Origin of the sequence: Paraburkholderia graminis (assembly GCF_003330785.1) — a bacterium.
GTDB classification, from domain to species: domain Bacteria; phylum Pseudomonadota; class Gammaproteobacteria; order Burkholderiales; family Burkholderiaceae; genus Paraburkholderia; species Paraburkholderia graminis.
Genome location: NZ_CP024935.1, coordinates 2,581,987 through 2,598,765, shown reverse-complemented (window position 1 = coordinate 2,598,765; position 16,779 = coordinate 2,581,987). Strand labels below are relative to the sequence as shown.

At 61.8% G+C, this 16,779-nt stretch carries 13 protein-coding genes; 9 read left to right on the top strand and 4 right to left on the bottom strand.

Annotation, left to right across the window (positions count from 1 at the left end; translation table 11 throughout):
• The first annotated feature begins 1 nt into the window (after window position 1).
• Window positions 2-1,117 carry a succinylglutamate desuccinylase/aspartoacylase family protein gene (locus CUJ91_RS29780; protein ID WP_114157833.1) on the top strand — a complete coding sequence of 372 codons (1,116 nt, stop codon included), beginning with the start codon at window positions 2-4 and terminating at the stop codon, window positions 1,115-1,117.
• A gap of 112 nt (window positions 1,118-1,229) precedes the next feature.
• On the opposite strand, the gene CUJ91_RS29775 is transcribed toward CUJ91_RS29780, so the two are convergent.
• Together CUJ91_RS29775 and CUJ91_RS29770 are read right to left on the bottom strand one after the other, a co-directional pair.
• Window positions 1,230-3,380, bottom strand: coding sequence for a phosphocholine-specific phospholipase C (locus tag CUJ91_RS29775; protein WP_114157832.1), 2,151 nt, complete (start codon window positions 3,378-3,380; stop codon window positions 1,230-1,232).
• A 57-nt stretch (window positions 3,381-3,437) separates the two neighbouring features.
• The gene (locus CUJ91_RS29770) at window positions 3,438-3,764 is read right to left on the bottom strand and encodes a hypothetical protein (protein WP_114157831.1); all 327 of its coding nucleotides are present in this window, start codon (window positions 3,762-3,764) and stop codon (window positions 3,438-3,440) included.
• 176 nt (window positions 3,765-3,940) lie between these two features.
• On the opposite strand from CUJ91_RS29770, the gene CUJ91_RS29765 reads away from it, so the two are divergent.
• The 5 genes from CUJ91_RS29765 to CUJ91_RS29745 all read left to right on the top strand — a co-directional run bounded on the left by CUJ91_RS29765 (window position 3,941) and on the right by CUJ91_RS29745 (window position 11,917).
• Entirely contained in the window at window positions 3,941-5,908 is a 1,968-nt protein-coding gene (locus tag CUJ91_RS29765) for an amylo-alpha-1,6-glucosidase (protein ID WP_114157830.1), read from the top strand.
• Between the two features lie 51 nt (window positions 5,909-5,959).
• A complete protein-coding gene (locus tag CUJ91_RS29760; RefSeq protein WP_114157829.1) occupies window positions 5,960-8,767 on the top strand; it encodes an MGH1-like glycoside hydrolase domain-containing protein in 2,808 nt (935 codons plus the stop codon).
• Between the two features lie 88 nt (window positions 8,768-8,855).
• Complete coding sequence (gene zwf, locus CUJ91_RS29755) at window positions 8,856-10,475, top strand: glucose-6-phosphate dehydrogenase (RefSeq protein WP_114157828.1); 1,620 nt, start codon at window positions 8,856-8,858, stop codon at window positions 10,473-10,475.
• A 35-nt stretch (window positions 10,476-10,510) separates the two neighbouring features.
• Window positions 10,511-11,311, top strand: coding sequence for an ROK family protein (locus tag CUJ91_RS29750; RefSeq protein ID WP_006047351.1), 801 nt, complete (start codon window positions 10,511-10,513; stop codon window positions 11,309-11,311).
• 36 nt (window positions 11,312-11,347) lie between these two features.
• Window positions 11,348-11,917, top strand: a complete 570-nt coding sequence (locus tag CUJ91_RS29745) for a YbhB/YbcL family Raf kinase inhibitor-like protein (protein WP_114157827.1) — start codon at window positions 11,348-11,350, stop codon at window positions 11,915-11,917.
• Between the two features lie 52 nt (window positions 11,918-11,969).
• Here the strand turns inward: CUJ91_RS29745 and CUJ91_RS29740 are convergent, their stop codons facing one another.
• A complete protein-coding gene (locus CUJ91_RS29740) occupies window positions 11,970-12,965 on the bottom strand; it encodes an aldo/keto reductase (protein WP_006047349.1) in 996 nt (331 codons plus the stop codon).
• Window positions 12,966-13,187: 222 nt separating this feature from the next.
• On the opposite strand from CUJ91_RS29740, the gene CUJ91_RS29735 reads away from it, so the two are divergent.
• Entirely contained in the window at window positions 13,188-13,505 is a 318-nt protein-coding gene (locus CUJ91_RS29735) for a high-potential iron-sulfur protein (RefSeq protein WP_006047348.1), read from the top strand.
• Between the two features lie 120 nt (window positions 13,506-13,625).
• On the opposite strand, the gene CUJ91_RS29730 is transcribed toward CUJ91_RS29735, so the two are convergent.
• Window positions 13,626-14,099, bottom strand: coding sequence for a GNAT family N-acetyltransferase (locus CUJ91_RS29730; protein ID WP_114157826.1), 474 nt, complete (start codon window positions 14,097-14,099; stop codon window positions 13,626-13,628).
• Window positions 14,100-14,975: 876 nt separating this feature from the next.
• Between CUJ91_RS29730 and CUJ91_RS29720 the strand changes: the two genes are divergently transcribed.
• Window positions 14,976-15,245, top strand: coding sequence for a DUF1488 family protein (locus CUJ91_RS29720; protein ID WP_006047345.1), 270 nt, complete (start codon window positions 14,976-14,978; stop codon window positions 15,243-15,245).
• Between the two features lie 853 nt (window positions 15,246-16,098).
• Window positions 16,099-16,572, top strand: a complete 474-nt coding sequence (locus CUJ91_RS29715) for a hypothetical protein (RefSeq protein WP_114157825.1) — start codon at window positions 16,099-16,101, stop codon at window positions 16,570-16,572.
• Window positions 16,573-16,779: the final 207 nt, after the last annotated feature.

The window sequence follows — 16,779 nt, the reverse complement described above, 5'->3', positions numbered from 1 at the left end:
CATGAACAAGCAATCGCATCCGCTCATTTCGCCGGCAATCGGCACCCAGCGCGAACTCGTATCGTTTCACTTCGGCGCGCAAGGCAGCGGCGAGAAGATTTATATCCAGTCGTCGCTGCATGCCGACGAAACGCCAGCGATGCTGACCACGCTTCTATTGAAGCGTCGCTTGATCGAACTTGAAAAGCAGGGCGCGCTCAATGCGGAGATCGTGCTGGTGCCCGTGGCTAATCCCGTCGGACTCGGGCAGTACGTACTCGGACAATTTATCGGGCGCTTCGACCTTGCAAGCGGCAAGAACTTCAACCGGCATTTTCTGCGGCTGACGAAACTTGTCGCGCAAGCGCGCGAAGCGCTAGGTTCGGACGCCGCCGAAAACGTGCGGATCGTTCGTCGTCTGATTGCTGACGAACTCGCCGCGCAAAAGCCGATGACCGAGTTCGAGTCATTGCAATTGGCGATGCTGAAGCTCTCGTTCGATGCAGACGTCGTGATCGATCTGCATTGTTCGCTCGAGGCCGCGATGCATCTCTACACGAGCGAGGCGGCGTGGCCTCAAGTCGAACCGTTCGCGCGCTATCTTGGCGCAGAAGCGTCGCTGCTGGCGACGAACTCAGGCGGCGAGGCGTTCGACGAAACGCATAGCCTGCTGTGGTGGGAGTTGCAGCAACACATGCCCGCCGACAAGCCGGTGCCTACCGGCACGATTGCGGTGACTGTCGAATGCCGCGGCCAGCGCGACGTTTCATACGAAGCGGCACAGCACGACGCCGATGCGATCGTCGACTATCTCATGTGGCGCAAGGCGATTCGGCTGGAAGCGAAGCCGCTGCCGCCGTTGTTGACGCCTGCGACGCCGCTTGCCGGAAGCGAGCAGTTCTATGCGCCCGTGAGCGGCATTCTCGTGCATCGCGCGAAGATCGGCGAGACGATTCGCGTCGGTCAACCGTTGTTCGATATTGTCGATCCGCTGACGGACGAAACCACTACGTTGACGAGCAATACGGAAGGCGTGTTTTACATGCGTCGCGCGATTCGGTTTGTGACGGCGGGCGCGCCGCTGGGGCGTGTGACGGGGACGCGGGCGTTTAGAACGGGGGTGTTGTTGGGGGCGTGATGACAGCAGCTTCGTGTGAACTCTGCTTGCAACCAACAGAGGCTGCGGCCAGACGCGCCGACACCACGCACGCGCAACCGCAACCGCAACCGCAGCCTCAACCTAACCCGCCTTAACTTGCCACCAACACCGGCGCAATCGCAGCCGGATCGCTAATACTCGGCCGCCCATTCTCCACATGACCCGCAACGCGGCGCGAGAAGCTGTCGTCGTCGTTGCTGGTTATCGTCAAGTCATACCAGTGATGGCTCGCTGCCAGCACCCAAGCCTCTTCGACATGCGCGCCTGGCGGCACGATCACCGGACGCGGACGTGCGCCATACGCGTTGTCCGTCACCGTCAAACGCGCAAAGCTGCCGCCCTTGTTGCTGAACTTGAGGAACACGTTGCCGTTCGCGACATCGTATTGCACCTTCACTTCAGGCTCCGCCGGTTTGCCGTTGTGATGGCCACCCGCAAGCTGCTCTGCCTGCGCATTGCTCCCGACGTTACCCGCGAACTTGCGCACGAAACCATTCGGACCGAACACCTGAAAAGCGTAGACGCCGTTCGTCGATGTCAGATCGAACGACTCGCTGAGCGACTTGCCCGCTTCAACGGTGTAACGCCACGGACCGTCCGTGCGATTCGTCGAGTACACATAGAAATGCGCGCCCTGGTCGCCGGTATTGCCGAATGAAATTTCGAACGCGTTCTGCTTCGCGTCCGCGTGGCCGTTCACATGCAATTCATACGGCAAGGCGCGCGCGAAACGAATGCCGCTTTCCTGCGGATCAATCGAGCCGGGCGTCGCGGGCACGGTCGGTTTCGGCTGCGTCGCGCACTGGTTGTCGGCAATGGTCTTGTAGTTGCTCGTGTCGGGCAGCGGCGGAATGCGCGAGTCGGGCGTGCGGAAATCGAACGCTGTCGTCAGGTCGCCGCACACCGTGCGACGCCATGCGGTGATGTTCGGCTCATACACGCCAAAGCGCGTTTCGATGAAGCGAATCACCGACGTGTGATCGAACACCTGCGAGCACGCAAAGCCGCCCTTGCTCCACGGCGAGACGATCGTCATCGGCACGCGCGGGCCGAGGCCGTAGGGCAGGCCATCGGCGGTATAGCTGCCGCCGCGTCCCGGGTTGACCACGTTGTGAATTTCGCCTTCGGTGCTGACCGTCGACTTGCCTTGCGCAGCGGTCGTCGCCGGTTGCGGCGGCACGAGGTGATCGAAGAAGCCGTCGTTCTCGTCGTACATGATGAAGAGCACGGTCTTGCTCCACACCTCGGGGTTCGACGTCAACGCATCCAGAATCTGCGACGTATATTCGGCGCCATACGCCGGCGTGTATTTCGGATGCTCCGAGTACGCGGCGGGCGGGCACAGCCACGACACTTGCGGCAGCTTGTTCGCGAGCACGTCGGCCTTCAGATCGTCGATGGTGCGTACGGTTTGGGCGCGCTCATACAACGGCGAGCCAGGCTGCGCGTTGATGAAGTTGCTGAAGTTTTGCAGGATGTTGGTGCCGTAGTTGCCGTTCAGCGGATCGGCGCCGGTCAGACCCTGCTGATAGATCTGCCACGAAATGCCGGCGGCTTGCAGGCGCTCGGGGTACGTGGTCCATGAAAGCAACTGATAGTTCGGCGGGCCGTCGCCGTCGACCCAGTCGTTGTTGTCGAGCAGCGGTCCGCCGAACTTGGCCGTCGGGTCGACCGTGCCGCTCATCAGATACGAGCGGTTCGGATGGGTCGGTCCCGGCATCGAGCAGAAGTACGCGTCGCAGATCGTGAACGCATCGGCGAGCGCATAGTGGAACGGAATGTCGCTGCGCAGGTGGTAGCCCATCGTCATGTCGGTCTTGGTCGCGGGCCACTGGTCGTAGCGGCCGCCGTCTATCGCGGCATGCGTCTTGTACCAGCTATGATCGAGGTCGCCCACGCATTGCGCGCTTGTGGTCGACGTATCCAGATGGAAGGGCAGCACAGGCTTCGTGGGGTCGGCCTTCGACGGCTGATACCAGACCGGCTTGCCGTTCGGCAGCGGAATCGGGAAGCGGTCGTTGTAGCCGCGCACGCCGCGCATATGGCCGAAGTAGTGGTCGAACGAGCGGTTTTCCTGCATGAACACGACGATGTGCTCGACATCGTGAATCGTGCCCGTGCGCGAAAACGCGGGAACGGCCAACGCATTGCGAATCGACTCGGGCAGCGCGGTAAGCGCAGCGGCAGCGCCGGCGGACGAAGCCACGGTCTGCAGGAAACGGCGACGGCTATTTGATGTCATGGAATATCACCTTCTGCGGGGGGAAGAATAGCGCGCCACGCGCGCCAGGGGAATCGGTCAGTTGCTGTTCGCGCTGTCGCCCGGTGCATAACGCATGACGGGCGCGACTTGCTGGCTGTCGGCGGCGAGGCTGGCTTGCACGTTCTGCGTGATGGCGTCGGATGTGAGAGCGGGGTTCGCGGCGAGCGCCGACGATGCATTCGGAATAGCGGCTGCGGACAATGCCGCGGAAGATGGCGCATCGAGCGACGCATCAACATTCGATGAAGAAGACGCATTGGCCGATGCGGAGTCATCCGCGCCGCAGCCGCTTAATGCACACGTTAATGCGCACGTTGCGAGCGCAACGAAAAAGGCACTCACGAGGCGTTTGTCTCTTCTCATGTCGGCATCCGGTTTTGTGAAAGCGGATGCAGTCTCCAACCCTTTCAAGAAATAATTGTGAAACGTTTGCGAGTGGGAAAAATGACTCGCGTTTGTGAGTTCTTCGAAAGGAACCGGAAAGTGATAAGTAGGAGAATGGACACGCTAATGCCTTCCATCGCAAGATCACTCACGCCATGACACGCATTGAACGACCTTTCGACATGCCGCGGCTCGAAGACGAATGGCTCGAGGCAGACGGCTTCGGCGGCTTCGCGTCGGGGACCGTGGGCACCGAGCGCACGCGCCGCTATCACGCATTGCTGCTGGCGGCCACGCGCGCGCCAGGCGGGCGCGTCGTGCTGGTCAACGGCGTGGAAGCCTGGCTCGAAGCGGACGGCGAGCGCTATCCGCTCAGCATGCAGCGCTACATGCCCGACCTGCTGTATCCCGATGCGAGCGCGAATCTGCTGGCGTTCGGCACGGAGCCGTGGCCGACGTGGCGCTTTCAGTTCAATGCGCAGATCGTCATCACGGCCGAAGTGTTCGTCAGCAAGGCGACGTGCGAAACGGTATTGCGCTGGCAATGGGAACGTCCGCAAGCGGCGACGCCAACAGGCGCGCTTACGCTGAAGGTCAGGCCGTTGCTGTCCGGCCGCGACTATCACGCGCTGCATCACGAGAACGCGGCGTTCAACTTTGGCGCGCAAATCAGCGACGACGCGCGCAACGTAAGCTGGCAACCCTACGGCGATCTGCCGCGCATTCATGCCGCGACGAATGGCAGCTACGCGCACGCGCCGGACTGGTATCGCAACTTCTGCTACGTTCGCGAGCGCGAGCGCGGCCTGGATTTCAGCGAAGACCTCGCGACCCCCGGCGTATTCAGCTTCAATCTCGCGGATGAGCAAGCGGTCATGATTCTCAGCGCATCGGATGCGACACAAACACACGTAACCGCATCGCGCCAAGCAGAAACCCTCGCCGAAACCGAACAACAACGCCGCGAAGCATTCGGCTCGCGCCTGCAACGTTCCGCCGACGCCTACGTCGTCCAGCGTAACGAGGGCCGCACGATACTCGCGGGCTTCCCGTGGTTCACCGATTGGGGCCGCGACACGTTCATCGCCATGCGCGGCTTGCTGATCGCGTCGGGCCGTCTGGATGCCGCCGAGGCGATCCTGCTCGAATGGGCGGGCACGTTGTCCGAGGGCATGCTGCCCAATCGTTTCCCCGATTACGGCGACACGCCCGAATACAATTCCGTCGATGCGTCGCTGTGGTTCATCGTCGCCGTGCACGACTATCTGTCGACGGATCACGCGGGCGCGGCAACCAGGGCGCGTCTCCAGGCCGCCGCTGACGCGATCCTCGCGGGCTATACGCAAGGCACGCGCTTTAACATCAAGGCATCGGCGGAGGACGGTTTGTTGTGCGCGGGCGTCGCAGGCATGCAGCTCACGTGGATGGACGCGAAGGTCGGCGACTGGGTGGTGACGCCGCGCATCGGCAAGCCGGTCGAAGTGCAGGCACTGTGGATCAACGCATTGCGCATTGCAGCAACGTGGAATGCGCAATGGCAACAACCGGCCGACCGCGCATGGCAGGCGTTCCGCGAGCGTTTCGTCGACCCGTCGACACAGGCGCTTTTCGATAACATCGACGTCGATCATGTCAGCGGCACAGTGGACCGCGCGATTCGTCCGAATCAGATTTTCGCGGTCGGCGGGCTGCCGTTGCCGTTGCTCGAAGGCGCGGCGGCGCGCGCCGTGGTCGATCAGGTCGAAGCGCAATTGCTGACGCCGCTCGGCTTGCGCACGCTTGCGCCGTCGGACCCGGCTTATCGCGGCCGCTACAGCGGCGCCCCTTACGAACGCGACGGCGCCTATCATCAGGGCACGGCGTGGCCGTGGCTGCTCGGTCCATTCGTCGAAGCGTGGCTGCGCGTGCGCGGCAACACTGACGAAACGCGCCGCGAAGCTCGAACGCGTTTTCTCGATCCGCTGTATGCGCATCTCGATCACGCGGGGCTCGATCACCTTTCCGAAATCGCCGACGGCGATTTGCCGCACGCGCCCGCCGGCACGCCGTGGCAGGCGTGGTCGCTCGGCGAATTGCTGCGCGTCGAGCATTTGCTTGCCGGGTTGGATCGCCACATCGCGTAAACCGCGCTACGATGTGTGTCCCACCGCCAAGCCCGACGCAAGGAAGCTGTCATGCCACCGCTGCGCGCTGCGAATCTGTTCGCCACTGTTGAAGGTTCACGTCTGCATTCGGCGGATTGTGCCCACTGGCAGCGCTGGGGCCCCTACCTCAGCGAGCGTCAATGGGGCACCGTGCGCGAGGATTACAGCGCGGACGGCACTGCGTGGGACTACTTTCCGCACGACCATGCGCGCAGCCGCGCATACCGTTGGGGCGAGGACGGCATTGCCGGTTTCGGCGACGACACGCTGAGCTGGTGCGTGTCGCTTGCGCTGTGGAATCGCAAAGACCCGATCCTGAAAGAGCGGCTCTTCGGTGTCACGAACGCGCAGGGCAATCACGGCGAGGACGTGAAGGAGCTGTACTTCTATCTCGACGGCACGCCGACGCATTCGTACATGCGCATGCTGTACAAGTACCCGCACGCGGCTTATCCGTATCAGGATCTGATCGAGGAAAACGCGCGGCGCGGCGGCGACATGCCGGAGTACGAAATTCTCGATACGGGCGTGTTCGACGACTTGTGTTACTTCGACGTGCAGGTCGAATACGCGAAGCACGCGCCCGACGATATCGTGATGCGCGTCACAATCGAGAATCGCGCGGACGAACCCGCATCGCTCGATGTGCTGCCGCAAATCTGGGCGCGCAATTCGTGGTCGTGGAAACCGAACACGGACAAGCCGTCGCTTGCCGCAGGCACGGACCACGAAGGCCGCGCGCAGTTGATCGGCCATCAGCATGGACATGAACCGATTGTCGTCACCGCGTGGTCGAAGGACGCGCCGCAAATCGCGTGGCTATTCTGCGAGAACGACACGAACGTAAAGCGCCTCTTCAATATGGAAGGCGAGGGTCCGTTCAAGGACGGCTTCAACGATTACCTCGTGCATGGCGATCAGCACGCGGTGCGTCGCGATCGCGGCACGAAGGCGGGCGCGCATGCGCCAATCGAACTCGGTCCGCATGGGCGCGCGGTCGTGTATATGCGCTGGCGTCCGGAGGCGACGCCCGACGAAGTGCCGTTCGACGCGGACGCACTCTTTGCAAAGCGTATCGCCGAAGCCGACGAATTTTACGGCGCGCTGCAACGCGACATGAACGACCCGGACGCGCGTCTCGTGCAGCGCCAGGCGCTCGCGGGCATGCTGTGGTCGAAGCAGTACTACCGGTACGACGTGCATCGCTGGATCGAAGGCGATCCGTTGCAGCCTCAACCGGCGGCCGCGCGCAAACGTGGACGCAACGCGGACTGGATGCACCTGTGCAATGCGGACATCGTGTCGATGCCGGACAAGTGGGAGTACCCGTGGTACGCGTCGTGGGATCTCGCGTTTCATGCGGCGGCGTTTGCGTTAATCGACCCCGCCTTCGCGAAACGTCAATTGCTGCTGCTGGTGAAAGACCGCTATCAGCATCCGAATGGACAACTGCCCGCTTACGAGTGGGCGCTAGGCGATGCCAATCCGCCGGTTCACGCGTGGGCCGCGTGGCGCGTGTACGAGATCGACCGCGCGCTCACCGGCAAGCCCGATCGCGATTTTCTGGAACTCATTTTTCATAAGCTGCTGCTCAACTTTTCGTGGTGGGTGAACCGCAAGGACGCCGACGGTCACAACATCTTTCAGGGCGGTTTTCTTGGGCTCGACAACGTGGGCATCTTCGATCGTTCGTCGCCGCTGCCCACGGGCGGCCACATCGATCAGGCGGACGGCACCGCGTGGATGGCCGCGTACGCACTCGACCTCATGCGTATCGCGCTGGAACTTGCGTATGCGAACCATGTGTTTGTCGACATCGGCGTAAAGTTCTTCGAGCACTTCCTGTATATCGCGCAAGCCGTGAGTTGCGACGACGGCTGCGATACCGGACTGTGGGACAGCGAGGACGAGTTCTTCTACGACAAGCTGCGCCTGCCCGACGGCACCAGTGTTCCAATGCGCGTGCGCTCGATCGTCGGGCTCATTCCGCTTTTCGCGGTGCATGTACTCGAAGAGCGCCTGCATGGCGAATTGCCCGGATTGCGCGAGCGGCTCGTGTGGTTCCTCAAGCATCGGCCGGATCTCGCGAAACTCGTCTCGCGCTGGAACGAGCCGGGTAAGGGCAATGCGCTGCTGCTGTCGGTGTTGCGCGGACATCGGATGAAAGCGCTGTTGCGGCGCGCACTCGACGAAAGCGAATTTCTCTCCGATCACGGCGTGCGCGCACTGTCGCGATACCACCGCGATCATCCGTTCGTGTTCGATCACAACGGCAACAGCTTCACGGTCAAATATCTGCCGGCTGAATCGGATACGCGCGTGTTCGGCGGCAATTCGAACTGGCGCGGTCCGGTGTGGATGCCCGTCAATTATCTGTTGATCGAATCGCTCTACGAATTTCACCGCTATTACGGCGACGAATTCCGCGTCGAATATCCGACGGGCTCGGGAAAGACCTTGTCGCTGTCCGAAATCGCCGATGAACTCGCGCGCCGCGCGACCACGCTGTTCCTCAAGAACCGTGACGGCGAGCGTCCGGTCATGGGCGCCTACCCGTTGCTGCAAGCGGACCCGCGTTCGAGCGATCTGATTCTGTTCCACGAATACTTCCACGGCGACAACGGGCGCGGCGTCGGCGCTTCGCATCAAACCGGTTGGACCGGGCTTGTCGCATTGCTGCTGCAACCGCGTGAGATGGCCGCATCGGGCAGCGTGCCGCTTGCGGGCGAGCCTGGGCGCGCGCCGATTCCGGCAGCGCCGTCGGCTCCGGCGCGGCCCACGGAGCCCGCGGTCGAACCTGAAACGGTTTCCGCGCTGGCGAGCAGTGCGGTCAAATAGCGCGTGACCGTTGTTGAACTGTGTGGGGGCGGGCGCGGTCTTCTCTCTATTGCCACGTCCGTTTCATTGGCTTACTCGAGTGAATCCCATGTCGACTCCATCGAATCCCCAAGCCGCTAATTCTCCGAACGCGGATGCCAACGGCAACCTTGCCGCGCCGCGCAGTTGCAAAGTGAGTGCAAGCGCGCACGGCGAGCCGCCGTCGCCCGCCGGCAAGCGTCCGGCGCCGCCATGCACGCTGGTCATCTTCGGCGCGGGCGGCGACCTCACCAAGCGCCTTCTGATGCCCGCGCTCTACAACCTCGCCGTGGATGGCCTGCTCGACGGCGGCATGCAGATTGTCGGCGTGAATCACGGCGAGCGCGAAACGAGCGCATGGTGCGAGGAGCTGCACCAGTCGCTGCAAAAATTCGCCGCCGACAAAGCCAGCACTTTCCACGCCGGTAAGCTCGACGACAGCGCATGGGATTGGGTCGCGCAGCGCCTCACCTACATGGCCGGCGATTTCGACACGCCCGACACCTTCGCGCGTCTGAAGCAAACGCTCGCTCAGGCGCCCGGCGGCAATGTGATCTTTTATCTGGCCGTGGGCTCGCGCTTTTTCAAACCGATCGTCGAACATCTGGGCGAGACCGGTTTGCTGAAAGAGGACAGCGGCTTTCGCCGCATCGTGATCGAAAAGCCGTTCGGCACCGACCTCGCATCGGCGCGCGATCTGAACGCGCACATTCTTTCGCATGCGAAGGAATCGCAGATCTATCGCATCGATCATTTTCTCGGCAAGGACACGGTGCAAAGCATTCTTGCCGTGCGCTTCGCGAACGCGTTATTCGAGCCTGTGTGGCGGCGCGAATATATCGACAGCGTGCAGATCACGGCGGCTGAAACGATCGGCGTGGAAGGACGCGGTAAGTTCTACGAGCAGACCGGCGCGTTTCGCGACATGGTGCCGAACCACCTGTTCCAGTTGCTCGGCATGGTCGCGATGGAGCCGCCCAATTCGTTCGACGCCGAAGCCGTGCGCAATAAAAAAGCCGAGATCTTCGACGCGATCTTGCCGCTCACGCCGAACGACGTCGTGTTCGGTCAATACGAAAAGGGCGCTGCGGGCGTGGGTTATCGCGAGGAACCGGACGTCGCGCCGGACAGCAAGACAGAAACGTATGCGGCCGCGCGCGTGTTCGTCGAAAACTGGCGCTGGGCCGGCGTGCCTTTCTATTTGCGCACGGGCAAGCGGCTCGCCGTGCGGCGCACTGAAATCTCCGTGCAACTGAAGCCGGTGCCGTTCCGTCTGTTTCGCGACACGCCCGTCGACGCGCTCACGCCGAACGTGCTGACGCTGCGTATCGATCCCGCGCACGGCACGAGCTTCGACTTCAACGTCAAGACGCCGGGCCCGGTGATGCAGATCGGCCCGGTGCATTCTTCGTTCAACTATGGAGACTTTTTCGCGGAGCGCGCGAACGTCGGCTATGAAACGCTGCTGTACGACTGCATGCTCGGCGACGAGACGCTGTTTCAGCGCGCCGACAGCATCGAGACGAGCTGGTGCGCGGTGGACGATGTGCTGCATCCGAAGACGGGCGGCGCGATGCCCGTGCACGGCTATGCGGCCGGCAGTGAGGGGCCCGCCGAAGCCGATGCGCTGCTCGCACGCGACGGCCGCGCGTGGCGGCCATTAAAGACCAATGCAATCGAAAAGAAGTGAACGCGCTCGGTAAAACCACATCAACGGGGGGCAACATGGCGGCATCGAAAGACAAGGCAGCAACGCGTAACGAACGGATTCTTGCAATCGACGTCGGCGGCACTGGCCTGAAAGCGGCGATCATCGACGCAAACGGTCAGATGCAAACCGAGCGATTGCGCGTGGCGACGCCGCATCCGTGCACGCCGCAGCAACTCGTCGATGCGTTGGCAAAACTCGTCGAGCCATTGATCGCGAAGGCGCCGGCGCAGTTGATGTCGATCGGCTTTCCCGGCGTGGTCCGCAACAACCGCATTCTGACCGCGCCGCATTTCGGCGTGGAAGGATGGCGCGACTTTGCGCTTGCCGATCTGCTCGCGCAAAAATTGGGCGGCTTGCCCGCGCGCATGATCAACGACGCCGAGATGCAGGGCTTCGCCGCGATAGAAGGCAAGGGCATCGAATTCGTGTTGACGCTCGGCACCGGCGCGGGAACCGCGCTCTTTCGCGACGGCGAGTTGATGCCTCATCTCGAACTCGCGCATCATCCAGTCAGCAAGAAAGGCGTGGCTTACGACGAGTACATCGGCGACGCAGCACGCGAAAAAGCCGGGAATAAACGCTGGAATAAGCGTGTTCACAAAGTGATCGGCATTCTCGAATCGCTCGTGAATTACGACAAGCTATGGATTGGCGGCGGCAACGCGGCGCGGCTGACATTCGATTTGCCCGCGAACGTTGCAACCGTTTCGAACGATGCGGGTATTGAAGGCGGCGCGCGCTTATGGCATCCGCGGTCGGTGCGCGAAACGCGGCAATTGCCCGAAGCGAATGCACGCACGGGGAAGTTCAAATAGATCTCAACTGGCGCGAATCGCCGGGAGCAAACAACAATGATTCGACGGGCTTACGTTGGCGCTGCGCGGCGCATGATTTCGTTGAGCGTCGGCGCGATGCTGACGTTCGCCGTTGCTCACGCCTATGCGGCCGAGGCTTTCACATTGAGCTCGCCCGGTTTGGCCGATGGCGGCACACTCGAATCGACGCATGCGGCAAGCGCGAATAACTGCGGCGGCGGGAATGTGTCGCCCGCGCTGCAATGGCGCAACGTGCCGGCCGGCACAAAGAGTTATGCAGTGACGATCTTCGATCCCGATGGCGCCAAAGGTCTCGGCATCGTGCATTGGGTGCTATACGGCATTGCGTCTTCGGTGACCGCGCTTGGCGAGGGAGCCGCGCCGCCGCCTGGAAGCGTCGCCGGAACGAACCGCACCGGCGGCCCAGGCTATTACGGGCCGTGTCCGCCGGTCGGCGAGGTGCCGCATCACTATGTCGTGCAGATCTACGCGCTCGATCTCGCGCCGGATGCGTTGCCGGCCGGTCTGACGAGAGACGCGCTGCTCGCCGCCATGAAGGACCATGTGATCGCGGCCGCCAGCACGGTGCTCAGATACGGGCGATGATCGCAGCGCGCGTGTTGCGGCTCGCGATCACTCGCCATACTGACTGCCACGTTTAACGCGCCGCATCGCCCCAACGGTATTCGACGCTCGCTTCGTCGAGTTGCTTCTTGATGTCGTCGTCCAGCACGAGTTCGGATGCGGCGAGCGTGTCGCTCAGTTGCTCGGCGCGGCTCGCACCGATAATCGCAGACGTGATGAGTGGATTCGCCAGAACCCACGCGAGCGAAACGCGCGTGAGCGATTCGCCGGTCGGCTCGACAATGCTCTTGAGCCGCTCGATCGTTTCGAATTCGCGGTGATGCCAGTAGCGCTCCTGATACATCGCGCCCGCCTTGCCGACGCTTTCGGTGAAGCGGCCCGACGCAGGCGCTGCATCGAGCTTGTGCTTGCCGGTCAGCAAGCCGCCCGCGAGCGGGTTGTATGGCATCACGGCGAGTTCCTCTTCGGCGGCGAGCGGCAGCAGTTCGCGTTCGATCTGGCGGAACAGCAGGTTATAACGCGGCTGCACCGAGACGAAGCGCGCGACGCGCAGCACGTCCGCGCGGCCGAGTGCGCGCGCGAGCCGATACGCGAGAAAGTTCGACACGCCGATGTAGCGCGCCTTGCCCGAACGCACGATCACGTCCAGCGCTTCGAGCGTTTCGTCGAGCGGCGTGTTGGCGTCGTCGGAATGCAGTTGATACAGGTCGACGTAGTCGGTGCCGAGACGCTTTAGCGAGGCGTCGATGGCATCGAGCAGATGCTTGCGCGACGCGCCCTGATCCCACGCGGAAGGGCCCATTTTGCCGACTGCCTTGGTGGCCAGGATGAAGCGATCGCGCTTGCCCTTCAGCCAGCGCCCGACGATTTCTTCGGTGCGTCCCGCGTTGTCCTCGCCGCCGCCGAGCGGATAAACGTTGGCGGTGTCGATGAAGTTCACGCCGGCATCGGCGGCTGTGTCGAGAATGCGGCGCGAAGCGTCTTCCTCGGTTTGCAGGCCGAACGTCATGGTGCCGAGACACAGGCGGGAAACAGTCAGCCCTGTGCGGCCGAATTTGCGGTATTGCATGCTCAACTCCGAATGGGACCAAACGATTGCGATGGAGAACACTGCGAGAAACGAGCAAAGAGGATAAACGCAAAACGAGAGTCGCGTTCGCGAGCGCTCGGCGTGCATTCAAATCGTAAGCATGCGTGGTTGCGTGCGTGCGAATGGCCGCTCACGCTAGAATCGTTGCAGTTGATTCATCCCCGCGATGACACGCGCCATGACCACCATCGGAGCACAACAATGAAAACGTCGCGCCGCCATTTTCTATTGATGAGTGTGAGCGCCGGCTCTTCGCTCATGATGTCGCGCGTGGGCTTCGCCGCCAGCGCAAACGCAAATGTACTCAGCGAGACCGACCCGCAAGCGCAAGCGCTCGGCTATAAGGAAGACGCGTCGAAGGTCGACAAAGCGAAGTATCCGCAATACGCAGCGGACCAGAAATGCAGCACATGTTCGCTGTTTCAGGGCAAGGCCGCCGATGCCTACGGCGGCTGTACATTGTTCGGCGATAAGCAGGTCGCCGCGCCAGGATGGTGCAGTTCGTATACGAACATGTGACGCGTGCGGGCCGATATTCGTCGGATCAGCTTGGGATCAGCTTCACATCAACGCATCTGTCGGCACGCGCGTTCGTGAATGGTCATGTCAGCTCGTGCGGAGTCAGTTCTTATCCGCCATTCATTCTGCTTCAGTTTCCGCCGACGCCCGTGGCGAGCGCCTCATGTGAAACTCTCTTTCATCTTCGCTCACGACTTCGAAGCCGAGCCGTTCGTAAAGACGCCGCGCCGGATTGCCCTTGAGCACCTTGAGCGTGACGGGCAAGGTCGCGGCGTCGGCGTCGCGCAGCACCGTGCGCAGCGCTCGTTCGCCGATGCCGCGCCCTTGCAGTGCCGGCGCGATCTGCAATTGAACGACTCGCCATTCGGTATCGGAACGATGCGCCTTGAGCAAACCGGCAGGCGTGCCGTCGACGCAAATCACGCGCGCCGCGTCGTAACGATGCAGCAAACGAGCGCGATGCTCGGCGTCGTCCGCGGGTTCGCCGACGCGCGCGAGATGCTCGGTCATCGTCGCCTTGCGCAACTCGAAGAGAAAAGTTTCGTCGTCGGCGGAAGCGGGGCGCAGGGTTATCGCAGGTTGGTGGTCGGACATGTCGTCGGGAGTCGGCGCGCGGGCCGTTAGTAAGAATGGGCGCGAATTGTCATGCTGCCAGCGCGTTTTTACCATGCATCGGCGTGTGAACGTGCTCGCTTGCGCAGTTGATCGACGTGTATCGCGGCTCACGCGACTGTCGACAACACGATGCACCACCGCGGCTTTACCCGCGACGCATCAAGCGCCGCCGATGCTTCGCCGTTCGCAGACCGCGCTACGTTTGCACTTTATGGTGCTCGACGGAAACCGGACGCGGCGCGTTCGACACAGATTGGCATGTGCCTTGCTTTTGCCCTTACCCGCGGATTGATACGCGCGCAGGTCGAGACCTCGCGGCGCGACACGCCGAAACGCCGACAGACGGCGCCACCTGGCATACGACGAACAATGCTGAACCCGAGAACCGAAGTTCTGACGCGCGCAATCGAGGGCGACGTGACGACGCTCGTCTTCTATCCCGACACGGGCTGCCTGCGTTTCCGCGATTCGCGTGGTGTGACGTCCCACGAATTGCGGCCGCCGCATTCCTGGTTCGCGATTGCGTCCGCGTCGCGCGGAGTGCGCGGCGGGACACACGCGATGTCCGAAGGTTTGAGTACGCTATTGCATGACTTCTGTGTGAAACGCTCGCGGTGGATGAGCGCGACGCCACGTATGCCCGAGCTGACGAACGCGCGTGCAGTTTCGCCTGCGCTTCGGTTGGGGCACGCTGACATGCACGCGTTTTCACGTTCGCTTACGATTGAGGTAGCGGCGGCGCAGTAGCGGATTCATCAGCCGAAAGACCGATGCGGGCTTGCGTGTCTATTCAGTTTTGTTCGGCGTCGCTCGTTGAATACGACGGGCGGCATAAGCAACTTTGCGAGGTGGGCCATGGAGATTATCGAGCTTGAACCAAGCGTCTCCCCAGACGGGCGCGCGGTGATTTTCCAGCTTTCGGCGCGAGGACGGGAACTCGAATGCGCCGTCACGCGTGAAGCACTGGAGCAGTATTTCTGGCTGCAACGCGGCGCCGCGGAAGACCGCATGCTGAAAACTTTCGCCGATGGCCGCAAGCGCATCACCGCTGTGGCCGAAAGAAAGATGCTGGCGCGTCCGGGCGAAAAAGTCCTGCTGACGATCAGCGACTTTGCCGCGCGCTGATGTCGATTGATCGTTGCGCATGCAGCGTCTACGTGATGCTGCGTGCGCATTCGTTGTGCTGTGTCCGCTTGCGCTGAGTTGCTCTGATTCGCGCCGAGTTGCTCTGACTTGCGCGCGGCGGTGTCCGTTCGCGTCGTTCCCCGCAGTGCTCTTCCACATGCGTCCCCGATTGTTACGTCCATTCGTCAAACAGGCGTGGCAATGCCCTTCCTTTTGCCCAATTGCTCGAGCGCTCGCTCGCATAAACTGTTTTTCATGGAGCGACAAATCACCGAGCCCATCGACGCGGTCTTCCCCCGCGTTGTTTTGAACCGTACCGTTGATGGCAGTTTGCCGTGGCAGTCGACACGGCAGGGCAGTAAAGCAGTAGGAAGTAGAAGCAAATGGCGCAGTGGCAGGTGAAGTAGCAGATCGTTTTTTTCAAGTTGCAGTTTGCAGTTTTTGCAGCACCGGTAATAGCTTGAGCAGCAATAACACAAGCAGTTGACGTCGCAACAAAAGTCTTCGCAGTAGCGGTAAAGCAGGCAGCAAACGTTTTGCTTTTCGCAGTAGCAGCACAAGCAGCAACAGCTTGGTTAGTTTCGATGGTTAAAGGTCGGCGAGCATCCACGCGCAAGCACGACTTCCATCCTGTCCGGCCCTGTTCTCTCGCGGGAACAGGGTTTTTTTTTGTACTTGCGGCGCACGACCGGGAATTTCGCCGTTTAAGCCGGTCTTAATAAAGGCTTGCCATCATGCTTACACAGACTCACATTAGAGGCTGTCGAGCCGCCGGCGCATCGGCGGCATTCGTCGCCGGAAAATCGTACCGATGTGGCGACGAAGCCGAGAGTTAGCGAAGGAGGTTGAATCTATGTCCAGTAAAGCGCGAGTCCGCAAACACAATGCGCCGGCCATGTCGCCGCTATTGCGTGCGCTCACTCACAGCCGCAGCGCACACGAGCCCGTTACCGCCGCGATGATCCTGCAGTGCTATGCGTCGCTCGACGCGTTCCAGCGCGGCCACGGTTCGCGCGATCTACACATGATGTTGAGCCGGCATTTATTGGTGTCGCAGGAACTCGCGCGTCTCGGCCTCGGCGAAGACACGCTCGACGATATTCAGAGCGGACACGCGGCGATGGTTCACCTCGACGAGCGCGAGCAGCGAACCGGCGCATGGAAGTTGAATGACGACGAATACGCGCGACTCTGCACGGCGCTGGCGATTCTCGATGCGCAACTTTCGGTGGCGTCGTTGAGCGAGATTGCGAACGCCCAGGCGCGCATGATCGAAGGCTTGATGCGGTCCGCGCGGACGAGAGCGATCGCGGAAGCGGTGCTTTGAGTCGGTAAGTTGAAGACGATAGAACGCCCCACGTGGGGCGTTTTTTTTGCGTCTGTTGATCGTTGTGCTGCGTCACATTGAAGTGCTCAATCTTCTTCCGACTGCCGCTTAGTTTGAAGCAGACGTTAGCGCGTTCGCAACCGCTTCAAATCGGCGCAATGCCACGCGCACAGCGAAACTCAATTCGCCTGCCGTCCATCTATTACG

Coding starts and splice junctions, on each gene's coding strand:
- CUJ91_RS29740 (WP_006047349.1), bottom strand. CDS start 12,965: ATGCAATACCGCAAATTCGGCCGCACAGGGCTGACTGTTTCCCGCCTG.
- CUJ91_RS29775 (WP_114157832.1), bottom strand. CDS start 3,380: ATGACATCAAATAGCCGTCGCCGTTTCCTGCAGACCGTGGCTTCGTCC.
- CUJ91_RS29715 (WP_114157825.1), top strand. CDS start 16,099: ATGTCCAGTAAAGCGCGAGTCCGCAAACACAATGCGCCGGCCATGTCG.
- CUJ91_RS29780 (WP_114157833.1), top strand. CDS start 2: ATGAACAAGCAATCGCATCCGCTCATTTCGCCGGCAATCGGCACCCAG.
- CUJ91_RS29765 (WP_114157830.1), top strand. CDS start 3,941: ATGACACGCATTGAACGACCTTTCGACATGCCGCGGCTCGAAGACGAA.
- CUJ91_RS29745 (WP_114157827.1), top strand. CDS start 11,348: ATGATTCGACGGGCTTACGTTGGCGCTGCGCGGCGCATGATTTCGTTG.
- zwf (WP_114157828.1), top strand. CDS start 8,856: ATGTCGACTCCATCGAATCCCCAAGCCGCTAATTCTCCGAACGCGGAT.
- CUJ91_RS29720 (WP_006047345.1), top strand. CDS start 14,976: ATGGAGATTATCGAGCTTGAACCAAGCGTCTCCCCAGACGGGCGCGCG.
- CUJ91_RS29735 (WP_006047348.1), top strand. CDS start 13,188: ATGAAAACGTCGCGCCGCCATTTTCTATTGATGAGTGTGAGCGCCGGC.
- CUJ91_RS29770 (WP_114157831.1), bottom strand. CDS start 3,764: ATGAGAAGAGACAAACGCCTCGTGAGTGCCTTTTTCGTTGCGCTCGCA.
- CUJ91_RS29750 (WP_006047351.1), top strand. CDS start 10,511: ATGGCGGCATCGAAAGACAAGGCAGCAACGCGTAACGAACGGATTCTT.
- CUJ91_RS29730 (WP_114157826.1), bottom strand. CDS start 14,099: ATGTCCGACCACCAACCTGCGATAACCCTGCGCCCCGCTTCCGCCGAC.
- CUJ91_RS29760 (WP_114157829.1), top strand. CDS start 5,960: ATGCCACCGCTGCGCGCTGCGAATCTGTTCGCCACTGTTGAAGGTTCA.